20 protein-coding genes and 1 tRNA gene are annotated in these 25,224 nt (G+C 65.0%); 9 read left to right on the top strand and 12 right to left on the bottom strand.

The features are described 5' to 3' along the window. The 4 genes from I2488_RS14785 to I2488_RS14770 all read right to left on the bottom strand — a co-directional run. Positions 1 to 484 (bottom strand): glucuronate isomerase (locus I2488_RS14785; protein WP_196276581.1); only part of this gene is annotated, 484 nt, incomplete at its 3' end. Beyond that, positions 484 to 2,091 carry a family 43 glycosylhydrolase gene (locus tag I2488_RS14780; protein WP_196276580.1) on the bottom strand — a complete coding sequence of 536 codons (1,608 nt, stop codon included), beginning with the start codon at positions 2,089 to 2,091 and terminating at the stop codon, positions 484 to 486. The genes I2488_RS14785 and I2488_RS14780, both read right to left, overlap by 1 nt. Beyond that, positions 2,088 to 3,032, bottom strand: a complete 945-nt coding sequence (locus I2488_RS14775; protein WP_246465687.1) for an alpha/beta hydrolase — start codon at positions 3,030 to 3,032, stop codon at positions 2,088 to 2,090. The genes I2488_RS14780 and I2488_RS14775 overlap by 4 nt, the downstream gene beginning before the upstream one ends. Positions 3,033 to 3,163: 131 nt before the next feature. After that, complete coding sequence (locus I2488_RS14770; protein ID WP_196276579.1) at positions 3,164 to 6,043, bottom strand: TonB-dependent receptor; 2,880 nt, start codon at positions 6,041 to 6,043, stop codon at positions 3,164 to 3,166. A 252-nt stretch (positions 6,044 to 6,295) separates the two neighbouring features. On the opposite strand from I2488_RS14770, the gene I2488_RS14765 reads away from it, so the two are divergent. Beyond that, on the top strand, positions 6,296 to 7,636 hold the full coding sequence (locus I2488_RS14765) for a pectate lyase family protein (protein ID WP_196276578.1): 1,341 nt from the start codon (positions 6,296 to 6,298) through the stop codon (positions 7,634 to 7,636). Beyond that, positions 7,633 to 8,028 (top strand): cupin domain-containing protein, encoded by a 396-nt coding sequence (locus tag I2488_RS14760; protein ID WP_196276577.1) that lies wholly within the window; start codon positions 7,633 to 7,635, stop codon positions 8,026 to 8,028. Before I2488_RS14765 ends, I2488_RS14760 begins: the two co-directional genes overlap by 4 nt. On the opposite strand, the gene I2488_RS14755 is transcribed toward I2488_RS14760, so the two are convergent. The 5 genes from I2488_RS14755 to I2488_RS14735 all read right to left on the bottom strand — a co-directional run bounded on the left by I2488_RS14755 (position 7,997) and on the right by I2488_RS14735 (position 13,101). Further along, entirely contained in the window at positions 7,997 to 9,541 is a 1,545-nt protein-coding gene (locus I2488_RS14755) for a carboxylesterase/lipase family protein (RefSeq protein ID WP_196276576.1), read from the bottom strand. The two genes, I2488_RS14760 and I2488_RS14755, sit on opposite strands and share 32 nt — an antisense overlap. Next, positions 9,528 to 10,538 carry a sugar kinase gene (locus I2488_RS14750; RefSeq protein ID WP_196276575.1) on the bottom strand — a complete coding sequence of 337 codons (1,011 nt, stop codon included), beginning with the start codon at positions 10,536 to 10,538 and terminating at the stop codon, positions 9,528 to 9,530. Before I2488_RS14750 ends, I2488_RS14755 begins: the two co-directional genes overlap by 14 nt. Next, on the bottom strand, positions 10,535 to 11,302 hold the full coding sequence (kduD, locus tag I2488_RS14745) for a 2-dehydro-3-deoxy-D-gluconate 5-dehydrogenase KduD (protein ID WP_196276574.1): 768 nt from the start codon (positions 11,300 to 11,302) through the stop codon (positions 10,535 to 10,537). The genes I2488_RS14750 and kduD overlap by 4 nt, the downstream gene beginning before the upstream one ends. 28 nt (positions 11,303 to 11,330) lie before the next feature. Further along, entirely contained in the window at positions 11,331 to 11,969 is a 639-nt protein-coding gene (locus I2488_RS14740; RefSeq protein ID WP_196276573.1) for an RpiB/LacA/LacB family sugar-phosphate isomerase, read from the bottom strand. 115 nt (positions 11,970 to 12,084) lie between these two features. After that, complete coding sequence (locus I2488_RS14735; protein WP_196276572.1) at positions 12,085 to 13,101, bottom strand: substrate-binding domain-containing protein; 1,017 nt, start codon at positions 13,099 to 13,101, stop codon at positions 12,085 to 12,087. Positions 13,102 to 13,263: 162 nt separating this feature from the next. Between I2488_RS14735 and I2488_RS14730 the strand changes: the two genes are divergently transcribed. The 3 genes from I2488_RS14730 (at position 13,264) to I2488_RS14720 (ending at position 17,012) form a co-directional block, all read left to right on the top strand. Further along, positions 13,264 to 14,784 carry a UxaA family hydrolase gene (locus I2488_RS14730; RefSeq protein WP_196276571.1) on the top strand — a complete coding sequence of 507 codons (1,521 nt, stop codon included), beginning with the start codon at positions 13,264 to 13,266 and terminating at the stop codon, positions 14,782 to 14,784. Between the two features lie 64 nt (positions 14,785 to 14,848). After that, entirely contained in the window at positions 14,849 to 15,673 is an 825-nt protein-coding gene (locus I2488_RS14725) for a 2-keto-4-pentenoate hydratase (protein WP_246465686.1), read from the top strand. A gap of 52 nt (positions 15,674 to 15,725) precedes the next feature. After that, positions 15,726 to 17,012 carry an MFS transporter gene (locus I2488_RS14720; RefSeq protein WP_196276570.1) on the top strand — a complete coding sequence of 429 codons (1,287 nt, stop codon included), beginning with the start codon at positions 15,726 to 15,728 and terminating at the stop codon, positions 17,010 to 17,012. A gap of 234 nt (positions 17,013 to 17,246) precedes the next feature. Here I2488_RS14720 and I2488_RS14715 read toward each other — a convergent pair whose 3' ends face one another. Beyond that, positions 17,247 to 18,356: a DUF2332 family protein gene (locus I2488_RS14715; RefSeq protein WP_196276569.1), complete on the bottom strand. Its 1,110-nt coding sequence runs from the start codon at positions 18,354 to 18,356 to the stop codon at positions 17,247 to 17,249. 225 nt (positions 18,357 to 18,581) lie between these two features. On the opposite strand from I2488_RS14715, the gene I2488_RS14710 reads away from it, so the two are divergent. Further along, positions 18,582 to 21,092: a TonB-dependent receptor domain-containing protein gene (locus I2488_RS14710; protein WP_246465685.1), complete on the top strand. Its 2,511-nt coding sequence runs from the start codon at positions 18,582 to 18,584 to the stop codon at positions 21,090 to 21,092. Positions 21,093 to 21,165: 73 nt separating this feature from the next. Then, positions 21,166 to 23,004, top strand: coding sequence for a methyl-accepting chemotaxis protein (locus I2488_RS14705; protein ID WP_196276567.1), 1,839 nt, complete (start codon positions 21,166 to 21,168; stop codon positions 23,002 to 23,004). A gap of 145 nt (positions 23,005 to 23,149) precedes the next feature. Here I2488_RS14705 and I2488_RS14700 read toward each other — a convergent pair. Then, positions 23,150 to 23,240, bottom strand: a tRNA-Ser gene (locus I2488_RS14700). 129 nt (positions 23,241 to 23,369) lie between these two features. On the opposite strand from I2488_RS14700, the gene I2488_RS14695 reads away from it, so the two are divergent. Both I2488_RS14695 and I2488_RS14690 read left to right on the top strand, forming a co-directional pair. Continuing rightward, a complete protein-coding gene (locus tag I2488_RS14695; RefSeq protein ID WP_196276566.1) occupies positions 23,370 to 24,365 on the top strand; it encodes a peptidylprolyl isomerase in 996 nt (331 codons plus the stop codon). Then, positions 24,362 to 24,688 (top strand): DUF1905 domain-containing protein, encoded by a 327-nt coding sequence (locus I2488_RS14690; protein WP_343071079.1) that lies wholly within the window; start codon positions 24,362 to 24,364, stop codon positions 24,686 to 24,688. Before I2488_RS14695 ends, I2488_RS14690 begins: the two co-directional genes overlap by 4 nt. Here the strand turns inward: I2488_RS14690 and I2488_RS14685 are convergent. Beyond that, positions 24,685 to 25,134 carry a tRNA (cytidine(34)-2'-O)-methyltransferase gene (locus tag I2488_RS14685; protein ID WP_196276587.1) on the bottom strand — a complete coding sequence of 150 codons (450 nt, stop codon included), beginning with the start codon at positions 25,132 to 25,134 and terminating at the stop codon, positions 24,685 to 24,687. The genes I2488_RS14690 and I2488_RS14685 overlap by 4 nt on opposite strands. Between the last annotated feature and the right edge of the window lie 90 nt (positions 25,135 to 25,224).

Below are 25,224 nucleotides of genomic sequence, written 5' to 3'. Positions count from 1 at the left end.
TGACCTCGATGTTGAAGCGCTCGAACAGCGCGCGCGGGCGGAAAGCCTCAGTGCTGAGCATCTCGGTGATCGTGTCGAAGTAGAGGTCGGAGGTCTCCGCGCAAAGCTGCACGCCCATGCCGAAGGCTTCGGCGAACACCCAGTCGAGCCACATCCGCGACGGCGTGCCCCGGAACAGCCCATACGCTTGCGCAAACAACCGCCAAGCCGCACGCGGATCGACACCACGATTGCGCACGCCCAGATCCTCGAGCGCCACCCCTTGCGAATAGAGCATGCGGAAGACGTAGTGATCGGGCACCAGCAACAGATCGCTCGCATTGCCGAAAGTCTCGTTCCCGGCAAACCAGCGCGGATCGGTGTGCCCGTGCGGACTGACAATCGGCAGCCCCGCCACGCCCGCATACAACTCTCGCGCCATCGCGCGCAACGATGGCTCGGCCGGAAACAGACGGTCAGGGTGAAGCTCAAGATTGCGGGGCATCAGTCGTCCAGTGCGGTAAATGTGAAGTTGCGGAACCGCGTCTCGCCGGGGCCTGCGGCGTAAAGGCCCGGGCGCAGCATCAGGAAGCCTCCGCGTACGTTGTGATGGTAGCCTGAGACTTCCATGCCACGGTCGAACTTGCGCCAGGTGCGGCCGCCATCGCCCGAGGTGTGGTAGCTGACGATGTGGCGGCGATTGGTCACGCGCATGCGCATGACAGGCCCGTGCGGGTTGGCGGGCCGTCCGCGCTCCATGCCGTACTGGTGGGTGACGAAGCGGTGCTTGTCGAAGCCGAGGCCCGCATAGAGCTTGTCGTCATAGAACAGCACGAGGCCAGCGGTGGCGCCTTCGGCCAGCTCGATGTCGCATTCGAACTGATAGGAGGTATCGCCCGCGATCAGCAGGAGCGGCGAGCATGAGGAGGGGGCGAGACCCTTGCCCTTGAGGAACAGGGTCTTGTCGGCAACGCGCACGCGATCCGCCTCGTCGGGCGCGGGGCGGAAGAACGACCATTTCGTGCCGATCTGCAGCGAGGAGAAGTCATCGCTGAGTGGCATGCCGTGGGGCAGAACCTGCCCCCCCTTCGGCTTTGGCAGGGGTTGCGACAGATCGCCTCCGGTCATGTGGAACCAGCCGTCGGCGGTCCATTGGACGGGATCGAGCAGGCATTGCCTACCCAGTGTCCAGAAGCCGTTCTCGAAGCCGTGGTAGAGGCTCCACCACGATCCATCGGGTGCTTCCACCAGACTGGCGTGTCCGCGCGACCACCACGCCTCGCGCACGTCAGTGGTGCGAACCAGCGGGTTGCCGGGGTGCTGCTCCCACGGCCCATGGATCGATTTCGAGCGCGCGGCGATGACCATGTGGCCGGTTGGCGGACCTGCCGTGCCGCCCACGGCGGTGATCATGTAGAACCACTTGCCGACGCGGTGGATCTTGGGCCCTTCCGGGGAAAAGCCTTCGACGTCCCACTCATCGGGATAGCGCCATGGATCATAGACGTGTTCGACCGGCCCTGCGACTTTCAGCCCGTCGTCGGTGAGGCGCACGCGGTCTCCGCCCGAGAGGAACAGCCAGCGCGACCCGTCTTCGCCGACGGCGTGGCACGGGTCGATGTGATCGTGCAGGCCGAGCGGGACCGGATCGCTCCACGGTCCGTCGATATGATCGGCGTGGATCACGTAGATCTCGTTGCGCGGCGAAGCCTTGACCGGGATGTAGAGGAAGTAGCGGCCCTTGTGCTTCTCGAGGCTGACGGCCCAGACCGAGCCGATGTTGCGGGTGAGCGCGGGCTTGCGCGGCTGCCAGTTCACCAGATCGCGCGAATGCCAGATCAGCAGGCCGGGGTAGGACTCGAAGCTGGAGAAGGTGAGGTAGTAGTCCTTGCCGTCCTTGAGGACCGCCGGGTCGGGCCGGTCGCCGGACAGGACCGGATTGAGGAACGTACCATCGCCCAGATCGGCAATGCGCTGGTTATCGAAGCCCCGGCGTCGCGAGAAGATTGGTCGCAGCGCCGGGGCACTTTCGGCGCTTGCCGGGAGAGGGATGGCAAGGCCGAGGGAGGAAAGGGCGACAGACTTCAGCGCGTCACGCCGGTTGATCGTCATAGCGCCAATCCCGTTGTACGCGCCCAGGCCCGCCATAGCTCGGGCCAGACCTCGACCGGCTTGCCGATGGCCTTGCGCAGGCCGAAGCCGTGGCCTCCGTATTCGAACAGGTGGGTTTCGACGCGTATGCCCTGCGCCTTGAGCGCGGCGCGCAGGAGCAAGGTGTTGTTGACTGGCACGGCGTCGTCGTCCTCGGCGTGGAGCAGAAAGAAGGGCGGCGCGTCCTTGGGTACATTGCGTTGTGGCGAGTGGGCGGCTTCGAGCGCGGTTGAAGCGCTCTTGCCGACCAGCAGTTCGCGCGAGCCGGGATGGGCATCGGGGGCAGACATCGAGATGACCGGGTAGATCGGCGCGGCGCTGTGGGGCTTTGCCGAGAGCGCGTCGGCGGCATCTACGGGCGCGTACGTGTTTGCGGCAAAGCGGGTGGCGAGATCGGCGCAGAGATGGCCGCCGGCAGAAAAGCCCATGGCCGAGACGCGCTCGGGATCGATGGCAAGATCGCGCGCGCGGTGCCGTATCAGGCGCATGGCGCGTTGTGCGTCGGAGAGGGAAACATCGGGGCCGCTCGCCCAGCCTTCACCGGGCAGGCGATAGAACAGGACGAAGGCGGTGAAGCCACGCGCGGCCAGCCAGCGGCCCATCTCGTAGCCTTCCTTGTCGACCACGACCCAGCGATAGCCCCCGCCCGGCGTGATCAGGACCGCGGCACCGTTCGGACGATCAGGCCGGAACACGGCCATGCGTGGACGGGAAATGCCGAAGACGGCGCGGTCGGTGACGAGACGGTCGGTCGAGCGTTCCTGGACCGTCTCGATCAGCGCCCTGGCGGGTTGGCCGGGCGCACCATTGGGCCAGAGGTCGATCGTCTCGGCCGGTTGCGGCAGGCCGGGGGGCAGGGGGCCACCCGGAACAGCGGGCGGTGGCGTCTGGCCGCGCGCCATTGGCCCAAGACCCAGAGATAAAAGAGAAGCCGCCATGAAGTACCGACGATCAAGCGATGCGGCGACAGTCATGGCAGCTCCTTGAAAGTGGCCGGGCGCGAGGAGGGATGCGCCCGGCAGGGTAGTCTGGATCAGTACTTCAGGCGCGCGCCGACGAGGAAGTTGCGGCCGAAGTGATTGTTCTCGTAGTTCCGCTGGGTATCGATGTCGGTGTAGCGGTAGCGATAGGTGTCGAGCAGGTTGTTGCCTTCGACCGAGACTTCCAGCCACTCGGTCACCTTGTAGCGGATCGACGCATCGACGTTCCACATCGGGCCGTAGCCTTCCAGAACGTTGCCCGTACCGCTCGCGCCTTCGTGGTAGGCGCTGCGATAAGTCCCCATGACGCGGGCCGAGAACTTGCCGTCGTCATAATAGAACGTGCCGTTGTAGGCGCGCTTCGAGACGTTGGCGAGCGCGGCGCGGCGCGTCACGTTGACCAGTGCGCCGCCTGGCGTCGTGGCCGGGCCCTGCAGGGTATAGTCGGCGTTGCTGTCGATGAAGGTCGCGTTGGCGATCACGCCGAAGTTGCCGAGGAAGCCTTCGGTGAAGATCTTGAACGGCACCTGCGCAGCCAGTTCGATACCCTTGAGCTTTGCGCCGGTGCCGTTGACCGTGGTGGTCAGCGTCCAGATCGGCTGCGTCAGCAGCGCCGGGTTGAGCGCGGCGGGCGAGGACGGATTGAGCACCGACACCGGCAGCCCGGTCTGGGCGAAGGTCGCCTCGGTAATCGCGGCCGACTGGGTGAAGCTCTTCACGTCCTTGATGAAGCCCGCGACCGAGATCAGGGCCTGAGGCGCGAAGTACCACTCGATGCCGAGGTCGTAGTTGGTGGCGCGGAACGGCTCGAGGAACGGGTTGCCGCTGTTGACGCGGAAGTTGAAGCCGTCGGCTGAGCCTCCCGGAGTCAGCGAACCCAGCGTCGGGCGGGTGATCACGTCGGCAATGGCGCCACGGATGATGACGTTCTCGGTCGGGTACAGGGCCAGGTTGGCCGAGGGCAGCCAGTCTTCGTAGCTGCGCTTGACCGTTGCCTGGACGCCGCTGACGAGGCCGTAGGACGACTGGTCGGTCTTGACGTAGCGGATGCCGGCGTTGAGCGCGAAGCGCAGGCCGAGCAGTTCGCCCTTGCCGTCGAACTGGAGGTAGCCGCCCTTGGTGGTTTCCTGCACGCCGCGGATGTTGCCAGCATCGGCGACCAGCGCGCGCTCATAGAGCTTGGTCAGCGAAGTCGTGGCATCGAGGTTGGGGACGAGCCAGGAGTTGGTGTTGCCGGCTGGCTGTCCGGCGTTGCCGAGATTGAACAGCTGGGCCAGCTGCGCGGTTACGGGAATGCCATAGACGGCGGTCGGGCCGAACACCGACGAGGCCGAGCAGTTGATCGTGCCGAAGATGCGATCGACGCCGCCGTTGCCGCAGACCGCGGTATCACGGGTGTAGGCTTCGGTATCGAAGTTGAAGCGGCGCCACATGCCGCCGGCCTTGATGGTGAAGCCATCGGCCACGTCCCATTCGGTGCGCAGCTGCACGGTCTTGAACTTGTTGACGACGCTCGACGGGCGGTCGCGGATCTCGGCGAGCTGGAAGTTGGCCGGATCGGTCACGCTGGTGCCGAAGGTCAGCTTCGGACGCTTCATGTCGGTGTAGTCGAAGCTGTACCCTTGCGCGTCGCGATCGTCGAAAATCATCGTGGTTTCGACAGGGATGTCGGCAGTCGACTTCGAGAAGCCGCCGAGCAGGGTGAAGCGCAGGCTGTCGGACAGATCCTGATCCCAGGTGCCGCCGACCTGATAGAACTCGGTCTTGCTCTTGCGCAGGTAATGCTCGGTGCGCACCCACGCGTCGTTGAGGGTGGCCGAGATCATGTTGTTGTTGCTGTCGTAGACCGGGTTCACGACATCGATCGAACGCTCGTTCGAACGCAGCAGCACTTCGCCCCATTGCTCTTCGCGGCTTGCGTTGAAGCGCGAGAACAAGCCGTCGATCGAGATCTTGGTGGCGTCGGTCGGCGCGAACTGGACCGAGCCGGTGAGGCCAAGGCGCTCGCGGTCATGCTTGACCTCGCCGTAGCGCGGAATGCGCGGATGGAAGGCCAGAGCGGCCTTGTCGCAAGCGGCGTTGCGCCCGACCGTGTAGGTGCCGCCCGAATTGGGGCGACCGGCAAGGTTGGTTGCGCTCTGCGTGAAGCATGGCGCGCCGTCGACCGAGTCGAAGCGCGCCTGTGCCCAGCGCACGGTGTTGTTGCCCAGTTCGAGCACGCGGGTCTTCTGGTAGGCAGCCGAAAGCGAGACGCCGAACGTGCCGGCGTCGTTGCGCCAGCTGGCAAGCCCTGCAAGGCGCGGGCCGAAGTAGTCCGAGAGGTCGTTGTAGCTGCCGACGACCGAGGCGACGGCGGTGAAACCGGCCTTTGCTGCCAGCGGATTGCCCGTGTTGAGATCGACCACGGCGCCAAGCGAACCTTCATCGAGGCTGGCCTCGGCGGTCTTGTGGACCACGATCGAGCTGAACAGTTCCGAAGCGAAGACGTTGAAGTCGAACGCGCGGTCGCGGTTGGCCGAGGCACCGTCGGTCGAGGTGGCGACGGTTTCCAGGCCGTTGACGCGGACGCGGGTGAACTGGCTCGACAGACCGCGAACGGTGATTGCGCGGCCCTCGCCGGCATCGCGCGAGATCGAGATGCCGGGGATGCGCTGGAGCGATTCGGCCAAGTTCTGGTCAGGGAACTTGGCGATGTCTTCCGCGACGATGGCGTCAACGGCACCGACCGCATTCTTCTTCACGTTGATCGCGGCCTGCAGCGACTGGCGGAAACCGGTGACGACAATCGCGTCGTTGGGCGCGGCGTCTTCGGCGGCGACCTGCGGTTCCGTGGCGGCGGCATCCTGTGCCTGCGCGGTGCCTGCAGCGGCAAGCGCGCCGCCAGCCAGCAAGGCCATCCTGAAAAGCGAAACGCGCGAAAGTGAACTACGCATGCCAAATCCCCTCGTGACCCTTTTCAGGGCTATTGCTACCGGTGTCAAAGGGGAACGCGCATCTGCGCTGAACCTTCCTGTGCACCACTGCTCCCGCACGCCGATGCTGCAACCCGCAGGGCACCGGCAGTCGATCCGGTTCCTTTCGATCAGCTTGCCGAAGCAAGAACTGTCACTTGGGTAACCGGTGTCATTATTTATTGCCCTCGCTTCGCGGGTCTGTCAATAACCATGGCATTGGGAGAGTCGCCGATGCGCAAGACACTGCAAAAAGCCGCCATTTCCGCCATGCTCGCCACGTTGCTGGCCGGCGTGGCTCACGCTGAACCTCACCCGGCCGATCCGACAAAAGGCGGTGCAGGAGGGCGAATCATCCGCGTGACCACGCTTGCCAAGGCGGGGCCTGGATCGCTGGCCGAAGCGTTGGCGGCGAAAGGCCCGCGCACGGTCGTGTTCGAAGTGGGCGGGGTGATCGACCTTGGGCGGGACACGCTGGAGATCACTGAACCGTTCCTGACCGTCGCTGGCCAGACCGCGCCTTCGCCTGGCGTGACCATTATCAAAGGCGGAATCGACCTCAAGACCCACGATGTCGTGCTCTCGCACTTGCGCGTGATGACCGGCGCGGACGGTCAGGCCAAGCTTTCAGGCTGGGAGGCCGACGCCTTCTCCACCGTCGCCGCGCACAACGTGGTGGTAGAGCACTGCAGCTTCCTCTGGGCGCTGGACGAGAACATGTCCGCCTCAGGCCCGCGCTTTACCGGCAACAGCGTGGCCGAGTGGCGCGCAGGCACCAGCCACGACGTGGTATTCCGCGAGAACCTCGCCGCCGAGGGGCTCGCCAATTCGAGCCATCCCAAGGGTGAGCACTCGAAGGGATCGCTGATCCACGACAATGCGACCAACATCACGTTCTATCGCAACGTCTGGGCGCACAATGTCGAGCGCGCGCCGCTGGTGAAGGGTGGGGCGCAGGTCACGATGATCAACAATGTAATCTACAACCCCGGCCACCGCGCGGTGCACTACAACCTGATGAACCTCGAATGGACCGGCCACGATTACGTGACGGGAGAGATCACGGCAGTTGGCAACGTGATGCGCGGCGGCAACGATACCGATCCGGGTCTGCCGTTCCTGATGCTCGGCGGTGACGGCGACCTGAAATACTTCGGCAAGGACAACCGCGCGGTCGACCGCCACGGCAATCCGCTCCCGCAGTTCGGCCGCTATGGCGAGACCAAGGCCAGGCTGATCACGGCCAAGGCCCCGATGACCGACGTGTCGCGCTACTCCGTCCTGCCCTCGGGCGAGGTCGAGACTTCTGTTCTCCAGACGGTTGGCGCGCGCCCGTGGGACCGCGCCCCCGACGACATCCGCGTGTTGTTCTTCGTTGCCGAGGGGCGCGGTGACATCATTGACGACGAGAAGCAGGTTGGCGGCTACCCCCACCCGGTGGCAACCTTCGCGCCCTTCGTGGAAGCCGACTGGAACCTCGATACCATGACGCCGAAGTCCGGCCGCTATCCCGGCCAGAAGGCAGGCGCGCAGGAGAAGCTCTCCACCCGCGATGCCGCGATGCGCCAGCCATGAGCGCGGTCCTTGCCCTGATCCTCGCCGCCGCACCGCCGATGGCGGTGATCGACGAGGCCGATACCGTGCGGCGGGAACCTCCGCCGCATGGGGCGATCGGGAAGAGCACGGCCTGGCGCATCAGCGACTTTGCGCCCCAGCCGCGCCGCATGGAGTTCCGTCGCCGCACGCTCGATGTCGGCGCTGCCATCGGCGAGCACCCGATCGCGCATGACGAAGTCTATTACGTGCTGGAGGGCGAGGGTGAAGTTGTCTCGGACGGGCAGCGCGCGATCTTGCGCAAGGGCATGACCGCATATCTCTACGAGGGCGCGGTCGTCGGCATCCGACAGACCGGCGACCAGCCGCTGGCGCTGATCGTCAGCTACCCGGTTGAACGTAAGGCGCCGTAGCCCACAGCTCGCGCTCCCAGCGGCGCGGGTCGTCAACGACCTGCGCCGTGCCATCACCGACCACCAGCGTGGCGCGGCCGGGCAGGGTGTAGGGCGTCCAATCTGCAAGCCCCGGCCTGCCGGTCTTCGCAAGGCCAGTAAACGCCTGCATCATCAGATCCCGCGTCATCCGCGCGCCTTGATCCAGGCCGCTCATGCTGCCGGGCGCGTCAAGCGTTCCGAACACGTAGGGAATGTCATCGGTATGCGCAGCGCCGCGCAAGGGATCGAGTGGCGAGGGGCGATCGAGCTGGTAGACCCATGTGGCTGCAGCACCCGCCTTGGCGCGCTCGTCGGCCTCGATCACCTGTCCCGGCCATGAGCGTCCCGCCGTGGTTGCGGAGTAGAACACCTGCTCGGGCGTCCATTGCGGGTACTGCGTACGATAGCGTGCCACCACCCAGTCGACATCGAGATCGATCTTGATTTCGGGTGCGATGCGGGCGGCAAGGTTGTCCCAGCCGAGCCCGCGCAGCTTGGGTCCTCGCGGATCGATGAAGGCCCGTGTCTCCTCGCGCACATTGCCAAGGATCATCGGCACATGCAGCGATTGCGGCGCAGCGTCGGGCCAGAACGGATGGCGCGGCAGGTTGGTCATGTCGAGCACAGGGCCGAAGTAGAGACTCCCGCCCATGACCGGATCGGTTGCGCCCAAGGCCTCGATGATCCGCTCGACCGGCATGGTGCGCAAGGCCTCGACGTCGCCGGGCGCCAGCTTGAGCGCCGCCATCAACGACTGCGTGCGTTTCCATGCGTTGTTGGGCCCGCTTGCCACGACCTGCTGCCCGCTCATGGTCGCCGCGCTGTGGAACAGGCCGCGGGCAGCGGGCATGGCGATGAGCGTGGCGATCTTCGCACCGCCGCCCGACTGGCCGAATACCATCACGCGAGCCGGATCCCCGCCGAAGTTGCGGACATGGTCGCGCACCCAGTCCAGAGCGAGGATCAGGTCGAGCTGGCCGAGATTGCCACTGTCGGCATAGCGCGGGTCGAAGGGCTTGAGCCACGCATAGCCCAGCGCGTTGAGGCGGTGATTGACGGTGACGACCACGACGTCGCCCTGGGCAGCCAGCTTCCCGCCGTGGGTGAGGGGATCGGTGACCGTGCCGTTCGAATAGGCCCCGCCATGAAAATAGACCATGACCGCGCGACCCGCGCACGGGTTCGCATCCGGCGTCCAGACGTTGAGGAAGTGGCACTCCTCGTTCTGCGCCATGTCGGGATTGCCGCGCTGGGGCGCGATCGGGGCGAACGCCTGAGCCTTGATCGGATGAGTTGCAGGTGGCTCTGCCACCGCACGTTCGAACCGAACGGCGCGGCCATAGCGGATGCCCTTGAAGGCCAGAACGCCATCCTCGCGCAAGCCGATGAATGGCCCGACTCGCGGGTCCCGGCTGCGTGCCACTGCCGGCATCGCAACCAGCGCGGCGCCTGCACCGAGCAGGGTGCGGCGCGTCAGGTCAACGCCGGACATCGCCGCCTTGGGCCGAGAATGCCGCCAGTTCATCCGGGCGGATCAGGCAGAAGTCGCCCGGGAGCGAATGCTTCAACGCTGCCAGTGCAAGGCCGCATTCTGCCATGGCCTGTGCGTCGCCGCCCTGCAGGTACTGATGCAGCACGCCAGCGGCAAAGGCATCGCCAGTGCCGATGCGGTCGACGATGCCGGTGACGTCGATCTCTGCGGTCTGGTGCTTGACCTCACGTGTATCGACCCGTGCGGCGATGCGATGGTGATCGCTGCTGACCACGTGGCGGGCTGTCGAGGCGACGAGTTCGAGCTTCGGAAACGCGGCAAAGGCAGCCTCGACCGCTTCCCTGCGCCGCTCCGCCCCGTCGCCGGAAAACGTCCGGCCCAGCAGTAGCGAGATGTCGCGGTGATTGCCGATCAGCACGGTCGCTGCACCGACCAGTTCGGTCAGTACATCGCGTGGATTGCTGTCCCAGCTTTCCCACAGTTGCGCACGATAATTGCCGTCGAAGCACACCGGCACGCCAGCTGACTGTGCGGCAGCAACGGCAGCGCGTGCCAGCGCGACACCGTTCGGCCCCAGCGCAGGGGTGATGCCAGACATGTGCAGCAGGCTCGTCCGGGCAAGAGCGCCAGCGAAATCGAAGGTCTGCGCGTCCGCCTCGGCAAAGGCCGAACCTGCGCGGTCGTAGGTAATGGACGATGGCCTGAGGCCCGCGCCCGGCTCCATGAAGTAGAGCCCCATGCGTCCGCTTGCGCGCGCCACGAACCGCGTGTCCACGCCTGCCGCACCAAGTTCGGCACGGGCCTTGTCGCCCAGCGGAGTGGCAGGCAGCAACGTCACCATCCGCGCCTCATGCCCCAGCGAGGCGAGCGCTCCGGCGACATTGGCTTCCGCTCCGCCCACGACCATCTCGAGGCTTTGCGCCTGCACCATCAGGCGCGCACCCGGCGGTGAAAGCCGCAGCAGCATCTCGCCAAAGCAGACGACCTGACCAGTCATCGGGCCAGCCAGCCGCCGTCGACCGCCAGCACGTGCCCCTGCACGTAGTCCGCAGCACTGCTGGCGAGGAACACCGCTGCGCCACCGATGTCCGCAGGATCTCCCCAGCGACCTTCGGGAATGCGCTCCATGATCTGGCGGTTGCGCGTCTCGTCAGCCTGGAGGGCGGCGGTGTTGTTGGTGGCGATGTAACCCGGCGCGATGGCGTTGACGTTGACGCCCTTGGCTGCCCATTCGCAAGCGAGCAGCTTGGTCAGGCCAGCCACGCCGCTCTTGCTTGCTGTATAGCTTGGCACGCGGATCCCGCCCTGGAAGCTCAGCATCGAGGCGATGTTGATGATCTTGCCGCGACGACCGGTCGCTTCGCGATTGGCGATCATGTGCCGCCCGGCAGATTGCGAAAGGAAGAACACCGTCTTCAGGTTGGTGTCGACCACCGCATCCCAGTCTTCCTCGGTGAAGTCCACCGCGTCGGCCCGGCGGATGATACCGGCGTTGTTCACAAGGATGTCGAGCCCGCCGAGCGTTTCGATCACATAGTCTACGACGGTCTGCACCGGGGCGATGCTCGACAGGTCCGCGCCCACCAGCTCGCATTTGCGCCCGAGTGCGCGGACCAGCTCTGCAGTCTCATCGGCGGGCGAGCGGCCGACAGCGGCGATGTCCGCTCCGGCCTGCGCCAGCGCAACGGCAATGCCCTGGCCAATGCCCGTGTTGGCACCGGTGACGACCGCGACGCGGCCCGAAAGGTCAAACGTGCTCATCGTTATCCTCTCCCCTTGGTCGGGGGTGTCAGGCCGAAAGGCCGCGCAGATAGTCGGAGATCGCCTCGTCCTTGCTGTTGGCATAGAACAGCTCGGCGAACTTCTCGCCGGCGATCGCTGCCTTGAGCAGGTCCTGGTCGACGGTCTTGAGCACGGTCAGCATGTCGCGGCACGAGGCGTCCTTGAGGCCCTTCAGGATCCCGCGGTTGGTCTTCATGATCGCCGCGCGTTCCTTGGGGTAGCCGAGGCCGCGTTCGCCATCGAACAGCTTGCGGTAAACGTCCTGCAGGTTCAGCTCGGCGGCCCAGCCGAAACCCTTGGAATAGGGCATCGAGATGGCATTGCCGTCATTGATCTGGCCGAACAGGAAGGCGTCGGTCGGGTCGATCACCAGACCGCAGAACACGCCCGGCATGCTGTTGGCCGCCAGCATCGAGCCCATGCCCGTGCCGCAACCGGTCACCACGAAATCGGCCGCGCCCGAATTGAGCAGGATGCCGGTCAGCAACCCGTTCATCACATAGGTCAGCGAGGCTTTGTCCTCGGGCGTGTACATGCCGTAATGGTGCACTTCGTGGCCCAGCGGCTCGGCCACCGACACCAGCGATTCGTGGACGATGCTCGCCTTGGCGGCCTGGCTGTTCTCGATGATCAGGGCGATCTTCATGGGAAATCCTCTGGATTCGCGCGCATCTCGCGCAGCTTTTGCGTTGTCGAATTGGTGCCTAGGTAACCGGTGTCATAAATTCGCGCAAGACGTTTCTGACGTCTCCCGGCGAGGCTCAGGCCGGACGGACGGAAGCGCGCTCGATCAGGTCGGAGAGGAAATGCGAAGGCTGCTTGCGGGCCTGCGCCGGGTCGATCAGCTTGATCGCTGCTGCCTTGGCCATGGCCTGGATCGGCCACCGCACGGTGGTCAGTGGAGGCCAGATGTGTGCAGCAATCGCGGTATCGTCGAAGCCGACGATCGACAGGTCCTCGGGCACCGAAAGCCCCTGCGTGCGTGCGGCGTGGAGCACGCCTGCCGCCATCTCGTCGTTGCTGGCGAAGATGGCGCTTGGCGGAGTGGATGCGGACAGCAGCTTTTCGCCCGCAGCAATGCCGGTCTCGAACGTGTAGCTGCCTTCGGCCATGATCGCCGGATCGAGGGCGAGGCCGGCCTGTTCGAGTGCGTCGCGATAGCCCAGCGCACGTTCGGCGGCGGAGCGGAAACCTTCGGGGCCGGCGACGAAGCCGATGCGCCGGTGGCCGCGCTCGACCAGATAGCCCACCGCATTGGCCACGGCCTCACGATCGTTCGAGGCGACCATGTGTTCGTCCTCGTCCAGCCTGACCGACCCCATGCGTACGTAGGTGACGCCGAGGTCTTCGCACAATTCCGCCAGGGCATCGTTCTCCGAGATCGGCGGCAGCAGCATGACTCCGAACAGGCGCTGCTGTTCGAGAAAGGCGCGCACGTCGTCGAGCATGTCAAGCGAACGGCGGTTGACCGGGCGGACGACCAGCGCGAACTCGGTATCGCGAATGGCCGAGAGGATGCCTTCCTGCACGCCCAGCACCATCTGCGCGTTCGGGTTGTCGTGGATCAGGCCGATCAGGAAATTCCGGCGCAGCGCAAGTGCGCGCGCCTGCGGGTTGGGCACGTAGCCCAGCTCGGCGATTACCGCCTCGACCTTCTCGCGCGTCGCCTCGTTGAGCAGGGGCGAGCGGTTGATCACGCGGCTGACGGTCTTCTTGGAAACTCCGGCGATCCGCGCGACATCATTGATCGTCGGCTTGCCGTCCCTTGCCTTCTTCACGCGTGCGCCCCCAAGCTCCGATACGCCGTTGGACCAGTGCCATACACCGGTGTCAATGGGCGTGGATCTCCTAGCGCGTCCGTGCCCCGCTTTGCAATGGCACCTGATTGACACCGGTTACCTAAATCGCGATCATGTATTCCCTCCGCAGGAGAATCACGCTTGTCCAGCCACCTTGCCACTGTGCCCGATGCGCTTCAGGTCCATGCGACCGATGGCGTGGCCGTGGCCCTGCGTCCCTTGCGGGGTGGTGAGGAAGTGCTCGTCGCAGGTCGTGCGATCACGCTCCGCGCGGACATCGCGCAGGGGCACAAGTTTGCGCTGCACGACCATCGCACCGGCGACGAAGTGCGTCGCTATGGCCTGCCGATCGGTCGCGCTTCGGCCGCGATCGCGACTGGCGAGCATGTCCACGTCCACAACCTTGCCACGGCGCTGGTCGGAGAATGCACCTACGCTGGCGGATCAGGTGCGGCGCGCCAAGCCAAGACGCCCGTCGAGACCGCGACGTGGCTCGGCTATCGCCGTTCCGATGGGCGCGCGGCAACGCGCAACGAGATTTGGGTGCTTCCCACGGTCGGTTGCGTCGGGCTGACCGCAGAGCAGGTGGTCCGCGCCGCGCAAACGCGGCACGCCGACGTTATCGCGCGGGGCGGGATTGATGGCATCCATGCCTTTGCGCACCCGCATGGCTGCTCGCAACTCGGCGACGATCTTGGCGGTACGCGAGCTTTGCTGGCGGGGCTCGCCGCCAATCCCAATGCAGCGGGTGTGCTGCTGCTGGGCCTGGGCTGTGAGTCGAACCAGCTGGCAGAATTGCTTGAAGCCATTCCGTTGGCGGTACGCGCCAAGGTCCGCACACTTTCGTCCCAAGGCGTCGGCGACGAAATGGCCGCTGCAGCGAAGATCATCGACGCCTTGGTAGCCGATGCCGCGTCGGCCCGGCGTGAGGAACTGCCGCTATCGGCCTTGACGGTCGGTCTGAAGTGCGGAGGGTCGGACGGGTTTTCCGGCCTTACCGCGAACCCGCTGCTAGGGCGCTTCAGCGAGCGGCTGGCGTCAGCCGGGGGGACTCCGGTGCTGACCGAGATCCCCGAGATCTTCGGCGCAGAACAGGCTCTGCTCGAACGCGCGGTCGATGCATCGACGTTCGAGGCTGCCGCCGAACTGGTGAACCGCTTCAAGCGCTACTACCTCGATCAGGGGCTTCCAGTGTCCGAGAACCCTTCGCCCGGCAACATTGCCGGTGGGATCACCACGCTCGAGGAGAAATCCGCAGGCGCCGTGCAGAAAGCGGGAACGGCACCGCTGGCTTCGGTATTGGATTACGGGCAGCAGGCGCGTCAGCCCGGCCTCGCCCTGCTGGAGGCGCCAGGCAACGATGCGGTGTCTTCGACCGCACTTGCCGCCGCTGGCGCCACGCTGGTGCTGTTCACGACCGGTCGCGGCACGCCGCTCGGCGTTCCGGTGCCGACCGTGAAAGTGGCGTCCAACCGTACGCTGGCACAGGCCAAGCCGCACTGGATCGATTTCGACGCCTCGCGGGTCCTTGATGAGGGCAGGGAGGCAGCTGATGCGGCATTCCTCGAAAGCCTGCTCGCCATCGCCTCGGGCCAGCCGACCGCAGCGGAGCGCAACGGGCAACGCGCAATCGCGATCTGGAAACGCGGCGTGACGCTTTGAGACCAATCGAATGAATGTACCGAGACTTGCGAATGACACCGGTTTCCATTACGCAGCCGGACGAATGAAGGACCAAGGGATGGGGATCGAGTTGAACGAGAATGCGGAACTTGTCGCACAGGCCTTTGTCAGTGCCCGGCGGCAGGCGCGTGCGCTGGATGCCTATCCCGGTGAAGCACCACAGGCGCTGGGTCCTGCTTATGGCATTCAGGACCGAGCGATCCTGGTGGATGGAAGGCCGGTGATCGGCTGGAAGGTCGGGCGGATCAATCCGCCGCTTGACGGCCAGCTCGGTGCCAACCGCCTTTCCGGCCCGATCTTTGCCGACTGCGTGGTTGATGCCGCTGCGAACGAAGTTCCGGCGATGGCTGTCTTTGCTGGCGGATTCGCCGCTGCCGAGGCCGAGATTCTGCTCCACATCGCCCCCGGCTTTTCCGGTGCGGTGCCGACCGACGATGCCGGCACCAAGGCCATCCTCGACGATGTGCGGCTCGGCATCGAGATCGCCAGTTCGCCCTATCGTGGCATCAATGCCGATGGGCCGCTGGTCACCGTATCCGACTTCGGCAACAATGCCGGCCTTGTAAGAGGTGGTGCAATCGCGGGATGGCGCGAGCTTGATCTCTGCGCAATCCAGGTGCGCAGCGAGATCGATGGCACGTGCGTGGGCGAGGCCACGGCGGCGACGATGCTCGACGGTCCTTACGGTGCCGTTCGCTTCCTGCTTTCAAACCTGATCGCGCGCGGTTTCGACGTCTCGCGCGGGCTGTGGGTTTCATCTGGCGCCATCACCGGCGTGCACGAGATTTCGCCGGGCCAGTCGTTCCGTGCAGCCTTCGATGGCTGCGGCGAGGTGAATTGCCGGATCGTCGCGGCAAGCGCGCGTTGAGAGAACTGGCGGTGGACCGGTCAGAGCCGGGCACCCTTCCGGGAGAGTAGCAATGGTCGAAAATTCCAACGCCGCCATGGATGCCGCTGCCGGAAGGGCAGGGCGCTATCGCTGGGTGATCGTCGCGCTGCTGTTTGCGGCGACGGCGGTGAACTACATCGATCGCCAGATGATTGGCGTGCTCAAGCCAACGCTGGTGGCCGAGTTCGGCTGGACCGAGACCGACTTCGCGCAGATCGTGTTCTGGTTCCAGGTCGCCTATGCGATCGGCTACATCGGCTTCGGGCGGATCGTCGACGTCGTGGGCGCACGGCTGGGCTACACCATTGCCATCGTGGTCTGGACACTGGGCCACGTCGCCCACGGCTTTGCCAGCGGGCTGGCGAGCTTTGCCGCGGCGCGCTTCGGCCTTGGCGTGGGCGAAAGCGGCAACTTCCCCGCCGGCATCCGGGCGGTGACCGACTGGTTCCCCCAGCGCGAGAGGGCCTATGCCATCGGCCTGTTCAATGCAGGAGCAAACGTCGGCGCGATCATCACGCCGCTGCTGGTGCCAGCCCTGGTGCTGTGGTTCGGCTGGCGTGCGGCCTTTTTCATTACCGGCATTTTCGGCGTGGTATGGCTGGCAGCGTGGTGGCTGGTCTACCGCCACCCGTCGGAGCACAGCCGGGTCTCGCCCGCCGAACTTGCCTGGATCCAGCAGGACCCGGCAGATCCGGTAGAGAAGATCGGCTGGACCCGCCTGCTCACCGTGCGCGAGACCTGGGCCTATGCCCTCGGCAAGTTCCTGATCGACCCTATCTGGTGGTTCTTCCTGTTCTGGCTGCCCGGCTACCTGTTCGAGCGCTACGACATGGACCTCAAGACCTTCGGCTTGCCGCTGGCCGCGATCTACCTGATTTCCGATGGCGGTTCGATCTTCGGCGGCTGGATGTCCTCCCGCCTGATCAAGGCTGGACGCACCCCGAACTTTGCCCGCAAGGCGACGATGCTGCTGTGTGCCGTGGCGGTCCTGCCGATCTGGTTTGCACAAAGCCTCGACAGTGTGTGGGCTGCCGTCCTCATCATCGGACTTGCAACCGCAGCACATCAGGCCTTTTCTGCAAACCTCTACACATTCCCGTCAGACGTCTTTCCGCGCGGCGCCGTAGGTTCGGTCGTCGGCATCGGCGGGACCGTAGGAGCCTTGGGAGGCATGGGCATGGCCCTCTTCACCGGCTACATCCTCGACAAGACCGGCGGTTCCTACGAAGTGCTCTTCGCCATTTGTGCCTGCAGCTACTTGCTTGCCCTGGCAGTTGTGCATCTGCTGTGCCCGAAGCTTGCACCTGTTGCGGTGTAGGGCCGTGTCGCATGGCAAGGTGATTGCTGGTGGGAGCTGCGGAGCGTCACTGCTACCGGCTCCCGGCAGACTGCATCAAGGACGCGAGGACGTAGGCTGACCATCCGTGGACGATTGCCCATAGACTTGCTGAAGCGGGGCCTCTCCGGAGGGTAATGCATTGATACTCCGATGAAGCCTATGGCCGAGCAGCATGAGATTGAAACGCGCATCTCGGATCGCGACGGAACGAGGTCAGAGACCGGCCCAGGCGAACCATTCAGCGTAAGGGTGGCATTCGGCCACGATTGCATGCAGCGCCGGCCCTGGTTGCCCGTGCCACTGCGTAACCGAAACTTGCACCTCGGTGCGGCCGGCGTTCCATTCCAGGCCGATGCGCACCAGAGGCGTCGATGCTGTAGCCGCGCGACCTGCTTGCCCGAGCATGCGGTCGATCATGCGGCGTTCCGTCTCCGGCAGATATTGTGCGACCATCGAATGGAAGACGACGCGTCTTTCACCCGGTAACTGCGGCAGGGCAAGCTGTTGTTGCAGCCACTCGCCGGCGCGGCCCTTGTCTACTTGGGGCGGGTGGAGACGGGCAAGTGCAATGGCCGCGCGCAGGCGTTCCGAGCGTGCGCGTTCGCCTGGCCATATATAGGCGTGCAGTCGCTCGCTGTCGGCTTCGTGCCGTACGTCGAGCGGGTTGAGATCAACGCCTTTCGCGCTCGAGATGCGCGTAAGGCCAGGAAGCGGTGCACGCCCGGTCCAGCGTGGCGCAATGCAGACTTCGCTGGACAGGCTCCCATAGCGCTGCGAGCCCATGTGGATATCGTAGTGTTCGAAATTGAGGTTCAATCCGGCGCTCGATCCCAGTTCGAGCACGCTCGTCCGCATCGGTGCGTGGGCATCAAGTTCCAGCAACACGGCGGCAAGCGCCGCAACGCGCGCCACTTCGTTGGTCTGGGTCGGCCCGCACATCCATTGCAGAAGGTCCCGCTCACTGTCGCGGAGCACCCGCGCCAGCGTGAAGTCGAGCAGCAGCTGGTCAGGAGCAGTATCTGCGCGCGCGTCGCAATAGATGGCGGCAAGATCCGGATGCCGCCCCGAACGCGCCATGGCATGAAGCCCCGCGTTGAGCCGGAAGATCACGCCGGCGCTGGCAAGATCTGCGGGCCAGGTTTCGATTGCATGGGCAAGGCACGGCGCCTGCTGCAGGGTCCGTGCCACGCTTTCCAGAACAGCTGCGACGAAGACTTTGCCGAAGCTGCGCGCCTTGGCTGCTTCAATGCCAAGCTGCTTTGCTGCCCGCCCTCGGACAGGAGCCGGCGGACAAGCTGGCTCGGCAATGGCGGTGATGGGCAAGGGCTTGTTCTTTCACGATGTTGGCAATGCACCCGGACGATTATGAACCTAGCCGAACATCCCCAAGAAGCCGGTAAACTTCCCTTTCGGTTTCTCCGTATTGCTGAAGGAAGATGCAACAGTCTCGGCGGTTTTCGGGCGTAGCATTACGTAAGCACCTCCTCGCCGTGAATTAATCGCTCACAGCTAACTGTGGTGAACAAGATAAACCACATGAGGAATGTTATGCGTAAATGGCAGTTGCTCGCCGCCACGGTTCTCGGCTTCGGCCTTGCAACCCCCGCCTTTGCTGACGAAGATGCCGATACTGAAGCCGGTGCTCCAGCATCGGCCCACGCGCGGGCAGTCGAGACTCCGGGCAAGTCCGCGGGCAAGGCCTTCAGCACCGGCGTTGCCAAGGGTCGCGACCTTCTGGACACGGCGATTTCCGCCAGCGTGATCGACGAGGCGGACCTGCCCAAGCTGTCGGTCAGTTCGGTTGCCGGGATCATGCAGAACATTCCAGGCATCCGCGCCGAGACCTCGGACATCGACGGCTTCTCCTCGATTACCGTGCGCGGCCTGCCGCTTTCGGCCGATGGCTCGAAGTTCCTGCAACTTCAGGAAGACGGCCTGCCCGTCCTGGAGTTCGGCGACCTGCACTTTGCCTCGGCCGACCAGTTCATTCGTGCCGATCTCTCGCTTTCGCAGGTTCAGGCGATCCGCGGCGGCTCGGCCTCGACGTTTGCTTCGAATTCGCCCGGTGGCGTGGTCAACTTCATCTCCAGGACCGGCGAGACCGAAGGCGGCGCGGTGCAGCTTTCGAGCGGCCTCGGGTACGATCTCAAGCGGCTCGACTTCACTTACGGCGCGCCGCTGGGCGGCGGCTGGCGTTTCCATGTCGGAGGCTTCTACCGCCAGGGTGAGGGGCCGCGCGACATTGGCTATGACGGGTTCCGCGGTGGCCAGGTGAAGCTCAACGTCACAAAGCAGTTTTCCGGTGGCTACGTCCGCTTCTACGGCAAATATCTCGACGATCGCCAGCCGAACTACTCGCTTTACCCCGTCCTGCTGACCGGCACCAACGACGCTGTGAAAATCAACGACTTGCCGGGCAACAGCGTGCGCGGCGATGTCTATGAATCGCCGTTGACAGCCAGCCATCTTGCGCTCGACCAGGAAAACAACCGGACGACCCTGGACGGCCGTGTCGGGCTCCGCGGGATCAACAAGGCGGTCGGCCTGGAAGCGCAGTTCGAGGTTGGCGGCTTCACCATCAGCAACCGCTTCCGCTATGCCGATGTGAGCGGCGAGTACAACGAATCCATTCCGATGGTTACGGCCCCGGCCGCCGTCCTTGGCGCAATCCTCGGCAGCCCGGGCGGCTCGTTCACCTACGCTGGCGGACCGAATGCGGGCAACCCGTTCAGCCCTGCGGCGCTGGCTGCGATCTCGATCAAGATCAATGCCCGTCTGAACAAGATCGACAACGTCACGAACGACCTGCGCGCCAGTCGTGTCTGGGCAACCGGTGGTGGCAAGCTGACGACCACCGCTGGCATCTACGCCGCATCGCAATCAGTCGACATGTACTGGAACTTTGCCAACACGCTCAATGACCTGGCGGGGAACGGGCGCAACAACCCGTTGAATCTTGCCGACGCCGGCGGCGTGCCGCAAAGCGACGCTGGCGTCTATGCGTATGGTTTCGGCTTTGGCGTGCCTCTCGCGGCCTACCACACCCGGTACGACCTCAACTACCGCATCCTCGCGCCTTATGGCTCGCTCAATTACCAGATCGGCAAGCTTGCCATCGGTGGCAGTGTGCGCTGGGACAAGGGCCGCGTTTCGGGCAACATCCTGTCTGCATCGCTCATGGGTCCCGGTTCTGCGATTGTCGACATGAACGGCGATGGCGATATCTCGGAGGCGGAAACCAAGGTGGCAATCCTGCCACTGGGCCAGGCCGCGAACGTCGATTACGACTATGACTACCTGTCCTACTCGGCAGGCGTGAACTACCGCATTTCGCAGCCTCTTTCGGTGTTCGCACGTTACAGCCGCGGCGGTCGCGCAAATGCCGAGCGCATTCTTGGCGCAGGCTCGCTCAACCCTCTGACCGGCAAGCTGACCGATCCATCGACGGCGTACAACCCGGTCAAGCAGGCCGAAGGCGGGGTGAAGTTCCGCCAGGGCGGTCTTACCGCCTATATCACCGGGTTCTGGGCATCGACGAGCGAACGGAACTACCAGATTGGCGCCGACAATTCGGGTCAGGTCGTGGTCATCCCGATCAATCGCACTTACAGCGCCAAGGGCATCGAGTTGGAGGGTGAAGTGCGCGAGGGTCCCTTCGCGCTTGCTCTTGGCGCGACCTGGACCGACGCGAAGATCACCAAGGACCGTACCGACCCGGCGCTCGAAGGAAACCGTCCGCGCCATATCCCGAAGTTCTCGTTCCAGGCTCGTCCGCAGGTCGAACTGGACAAAGTGACCTTCGGCGCGGTGGTGAATGGCACGACCGGCAGTTTTGCGCAGGACAGCAACATCCTGAGGCAGCCTGGCTATGTCCTTGTCAGCCCGTTCCTGCAGGTGCGACCAGTCGATCGCGTGCAACTCTCGCTCAACGCCTTCAACGTGTTCAACAAGCTGGCCGTGGTCCAGATCGCATCTGCCGTCATCCCGGCAGGCGGACTGGCCAACGCCCAGGTCATGAACGGGCGCACCGTTACCGCCGCGCTCCGCTTCTCGTTCTGAACCCCCGGCGGCCTGCCCTTGATCGGGCGGGCCGCCACCCCCGTCATAGTCGACGTTTGCCAAGGATACCAAAGTGTTCGACCGCATGAACATCCCGCGCCGCCTCGGCCTGTCTTTTGTCGCCCTGAATGTCACGGCGGCCCTTATGATGGTCGTCTTCGGTGCAAGCCTGGCGATGGTATCGAGCGTCTCGGCGCGAAACACGGAAAGCCAGGGAGTACTGGCGGATACGCTGGCGCTGGAAACCGCCTTGCTGCGGCAGAACAGCCAGTTGCGCGGCTTTCTGGTGACAGCAGACGAAAGCTATCTCAAATCCTATTACGAGGGCCGCGACGATTACGACAAGACCTCGGCCGCTCTCGAAGCCCGTCTTGCCGACCCTGCGCTGCAAGATCTGGTGCGCCGTTCGCGCACCGAGACGCTGAAATGGCGCGAGAACTGGGGCGACAAGTACATTGACGTGGTCAAGAGTGGCCAGCGCGATGCGGCGCAGGAAGCGGTCCGTGCGGCAGGCAAGGCCGTTCTGGTCAGCGACGCCGTGCTGCCGCTGCGCGCGATAAAGGACGCCACGTCCGCCGAGATCGCCGAAGAGACCGCGCGCCAGGAGAGTGCGATCCTCTTTGCCTGGATCGCGCTGGCCATTGGTGGCGCCACCCTGATCGGCCTGGCCCTGGTGCTGTCGCGACGGCTTGCGCACTCGATTGCGGTGCCAATTTCGGAACTGACCAGAACGATGACTGCACTGGCAGACGGCCAGAACGACGCGCCGATTCCCGGCACCAGCCGTGCCGACGAGCTTGGCGACATGGCACGGGCCGTTCTTGTCTTCCGCGATGCCGCTGTTGACCGCGCGAACGCTGTCGCCGATCGCGAACGTGCCATGGCGCAAATCGGCGAGCGTCTTTCGGCCGTTGCCCACGCCGACCTTTCGGTGCGCATCACCGGGGTCCCGCCCGCATTCCAGAGCGTGGCGGACGACTTCAACGAAGCGATGGAACGGCTGTGCCAGGCAATGGGGCTGGTGCAGGACAGCATCGTTGCGATCAACCTCACGTCTTCGGAAATTCAGCAAGCCACCACTGACCTGGCCGCTCGCAGCGAGCAGCAGGCGGCCAGCCTGCAGGCTTCCTCCAGCGCGATGGAGCACCTGACCACCCAGATCGAGGACTATGCCAAGATTGCCGCAGAGGTCAGCGGGTCGATGATCGATGCGCGCGGCGAGGCCGAGAACGGGGGCAAGGTCGTCAGCAGGGCAATCGAAGCCATGGACAATGTCGAACGTGCCAGCACCGAGATTTCGGAGATCACGACCATGATCGACGGCATCGCCTTCCAGACCAACCTCCTTGCGCTCAACGCCGGCGTGGAGGCGGCGCGGGCAGGTGAGGCGGGCAAGGGTTTCGCCGTGGTCGCCTCCGAAGTCCGCGCATTGGCCCTGCGCGCCACGGAAGCTGCCAACGCCATCAAGCAGCGCGTCGAAGCCGTAACCAGCCATGTCCGGTCCGGCGTGTCGCTGGTCAACGAGACCGGTTCGGCGCTGGAGACGATCATTAGCCGCGTCGGCGCAGTCACCTCGTCGATCTCTACCATTGCCGAAACGGCGGGCGAGCAAAGCATTGCCCTGCGAAAGATCAACGGCGCCATCAGTGCGATGGACCAGATGACCCAGCAGAACGCGGCCATGGTCGAAGAGACCAACGCCGCCACGAAGAACCTGACGCAGGAAGCAGGCCAGCTTTCCAACGCCTTCTCCAGTTTCCGGATCGGTCCGAAGAACCAACGGTTGCCAACGCCTGCCTCCTCCGACCTGCTGGCGCCGAGGTCACCCGGGATCCGGACAGAGGAGCTGCCGGTCTTACGTCAATCGGTGAGCGGCAATCTGGCCCTGGCGGACGACTGGTCGGAATTCTAGCCAGTATCCTGGCGCTAGCGGCCGGGAGCAGAACACCAGAGCCAGGATTGCAGGAAACTGCGCGAAACTGTCGTGGACACCAAGTTTGATAAACGGCGGATTTCCGGGGGTTTCGCGATGGTGCGGGACCGTGCTGGACAGTCGGTGGCGGAGCGGGAGGGATTCGAACCCTCGATACGCTTTTGACGTATACTCACTTTCCAGGCGAGCGCCTTCGACCACTCGGCCACCGCTCCGCATAAGCCTGATCGTTTCTTGCGAAGCAGGAAACGTGAATCAGGCGATCAACCAAATCGCTCTGGAAGGCGCCCCCTAGCCGCACAAGATCGCTTTCGCAAGGCGTGGCTTCCTGCAATGATGAAGTTATGTCGCTTCTTCTTGCATTGGCCGCCGCTGCCGCTTCGCCCGCCGCTTCCAAGCCTGCCGTCGCGCTGTCTCCGGGGGAGGTCGTGGCGGCTTCCCCGGCGACCGACTGGCAGGCGATTTCGCCTGATGACCTGCTGGTCATGGACCTTGCGCCCGATGCCGGTGGCAAGCCCCGGCGCGTGGTGATCCAGTTGATGCCTGAGCCGTTCTCGCAAGGCTGGGTGGCGAACGTGCGCACGCTGGCGGGCGCGCACTGGTGGGACGGATTGACCGTCTACCGCGTGCAGGACAACTGGGTTTCGCAGTGGGGCGATGCCGATGGCGAGGATGCGGCGAAGGCCAAGCCTTTGCCGGCAGGCATCGAGAAGGTTCCGCAGGAACGCTATGTCGTGCGTCCCGAAGGGCCTGAGCGCAGCGCCACGCACGAAGAGCTCGACACCTGGCTGGCCACGATCGAGGGCACGCACGGCGCATGGCATGCGCTGGCGCGCAAGGGGGCGAAGGTCAAGGATTCCGACCCTTATGCCGACGAGACCTTCTTCTATCGCGGCTGGCCGGTGGCTGCCTCGCAAGCGGGGCCGAGCGCGTGGCCGGTGCATTGCTATGGCAGCATCGGCGTTGCGCGCGACATGCCGCCCGATACCGGCACCGGGGCCGAGCTCTACGTGGCGATCGGGCATGCGCCGCGCCAGCTGGATCGCAACCTTGCCGTGATTGGCCGGGTGATCGAGGGGATGGCGTTCATGTCCTCGCTGCCGCGAGGTCCCGCGCCGATGGGCGTCTATGCCGATCCGGCCGAGCGGACGCCGATCGTTTCGGTCCGTCCGGCGAGCGAGGTGGCGGACCTGCCGGTTTACGAGTTCCTGTCGACCGAAAGCGCCTCGTTCCGCAGCTATGCCGAGGCGAGCGCCAATCATCGTGAGCCGTTCTACGTGCAGCCGGCAGGCGGGGTGGACATCTGCAATCTCAAGGTGCCGGTGCGGCGGCGCAAGTGAGCGGCAGCGAGGACTACTACTGCTTGACCGTGACGCTGTGGCGCTGGGCGGGCGGAGCGAATGGCGGCGACTGGTTCTTCGCGAGCATCGACGGCGCGGTGGGCGAGGCGCTTTCGGCGACGGCGCTGATGCAGCGGCTGGAGAGCGGGCGACGGTCGGGCTGGGGCTCGGTCAAGGTCGTCGCGCGCGTCGGCGAGACGGAGTGGCGGACCTCGGCGTTTCCATCAAAGGCGCAAGGGTGGATGGTGCCGGTCAAGGCCGCGGTGCGCAAGGCCGAGGGACTGGCCGAGGGCGAGGCGTTCGAACTGGGCTTGCGCTTCTAGGGCAATTGGCCGGTCTGGCGCAGGGCCTCGGACAGCGCGATGGCGGCCGAGGCGGCGAGGTTCATCGAGCGGACTTGCGCGCGCATCGGGATGCGCACGCGCGCGTCGGCGAGGTCGGCCACCTCTGCGGGCACGCCTGCGCTTTCCTTGCCGAACAGCAGGATGTCTGTGGGTTCGAAGGCGAAATCGTAGATCGAGGCGCTGCTCTTGGTGGTGAACAGCACCAGTCTGCCGGGACCGACGCTTGCCCGGAAGGCGGCGAAGCTGGCGTGGCGGGTGACCTGGACGTGGTCGATGTAGTCCATCGCCGCGCGGCGCACGCGCCGGTCGTCCCATGTGAAGCCGAGCGGCTCGATCAGGTGGACATCGGCGCCCATGCACGCGGCGGTCCGCATGACGTTTCCGACGTTTCCGGCAATCTCGGGTTCGAACAGGGCGATGCGCATCGCGGCTGATTGGCGACGGTGCGCGGCAAAGGCAAGGCCCATGCAACCGGTCGAACGCTCGCGCGTTGTATCGCGCAAGATCGACATGGA

Origin of the sequence: Novosphingobium jiangmenense (assembly GCF_015694345.1) — a bacterium.
Classification (GTDB): domain Bacteria; phylum Pseudomonadota; class Alphaproteobacteria; order Sphingomonadales; family Sphingomonadaceae; genus Novosphingobium; species Novosphingobium jiangmenense.
Note: the sequence above shows the minus strand (reverse complement) of the source record. Positions and strands in the feature narration are given on the sequence as shown.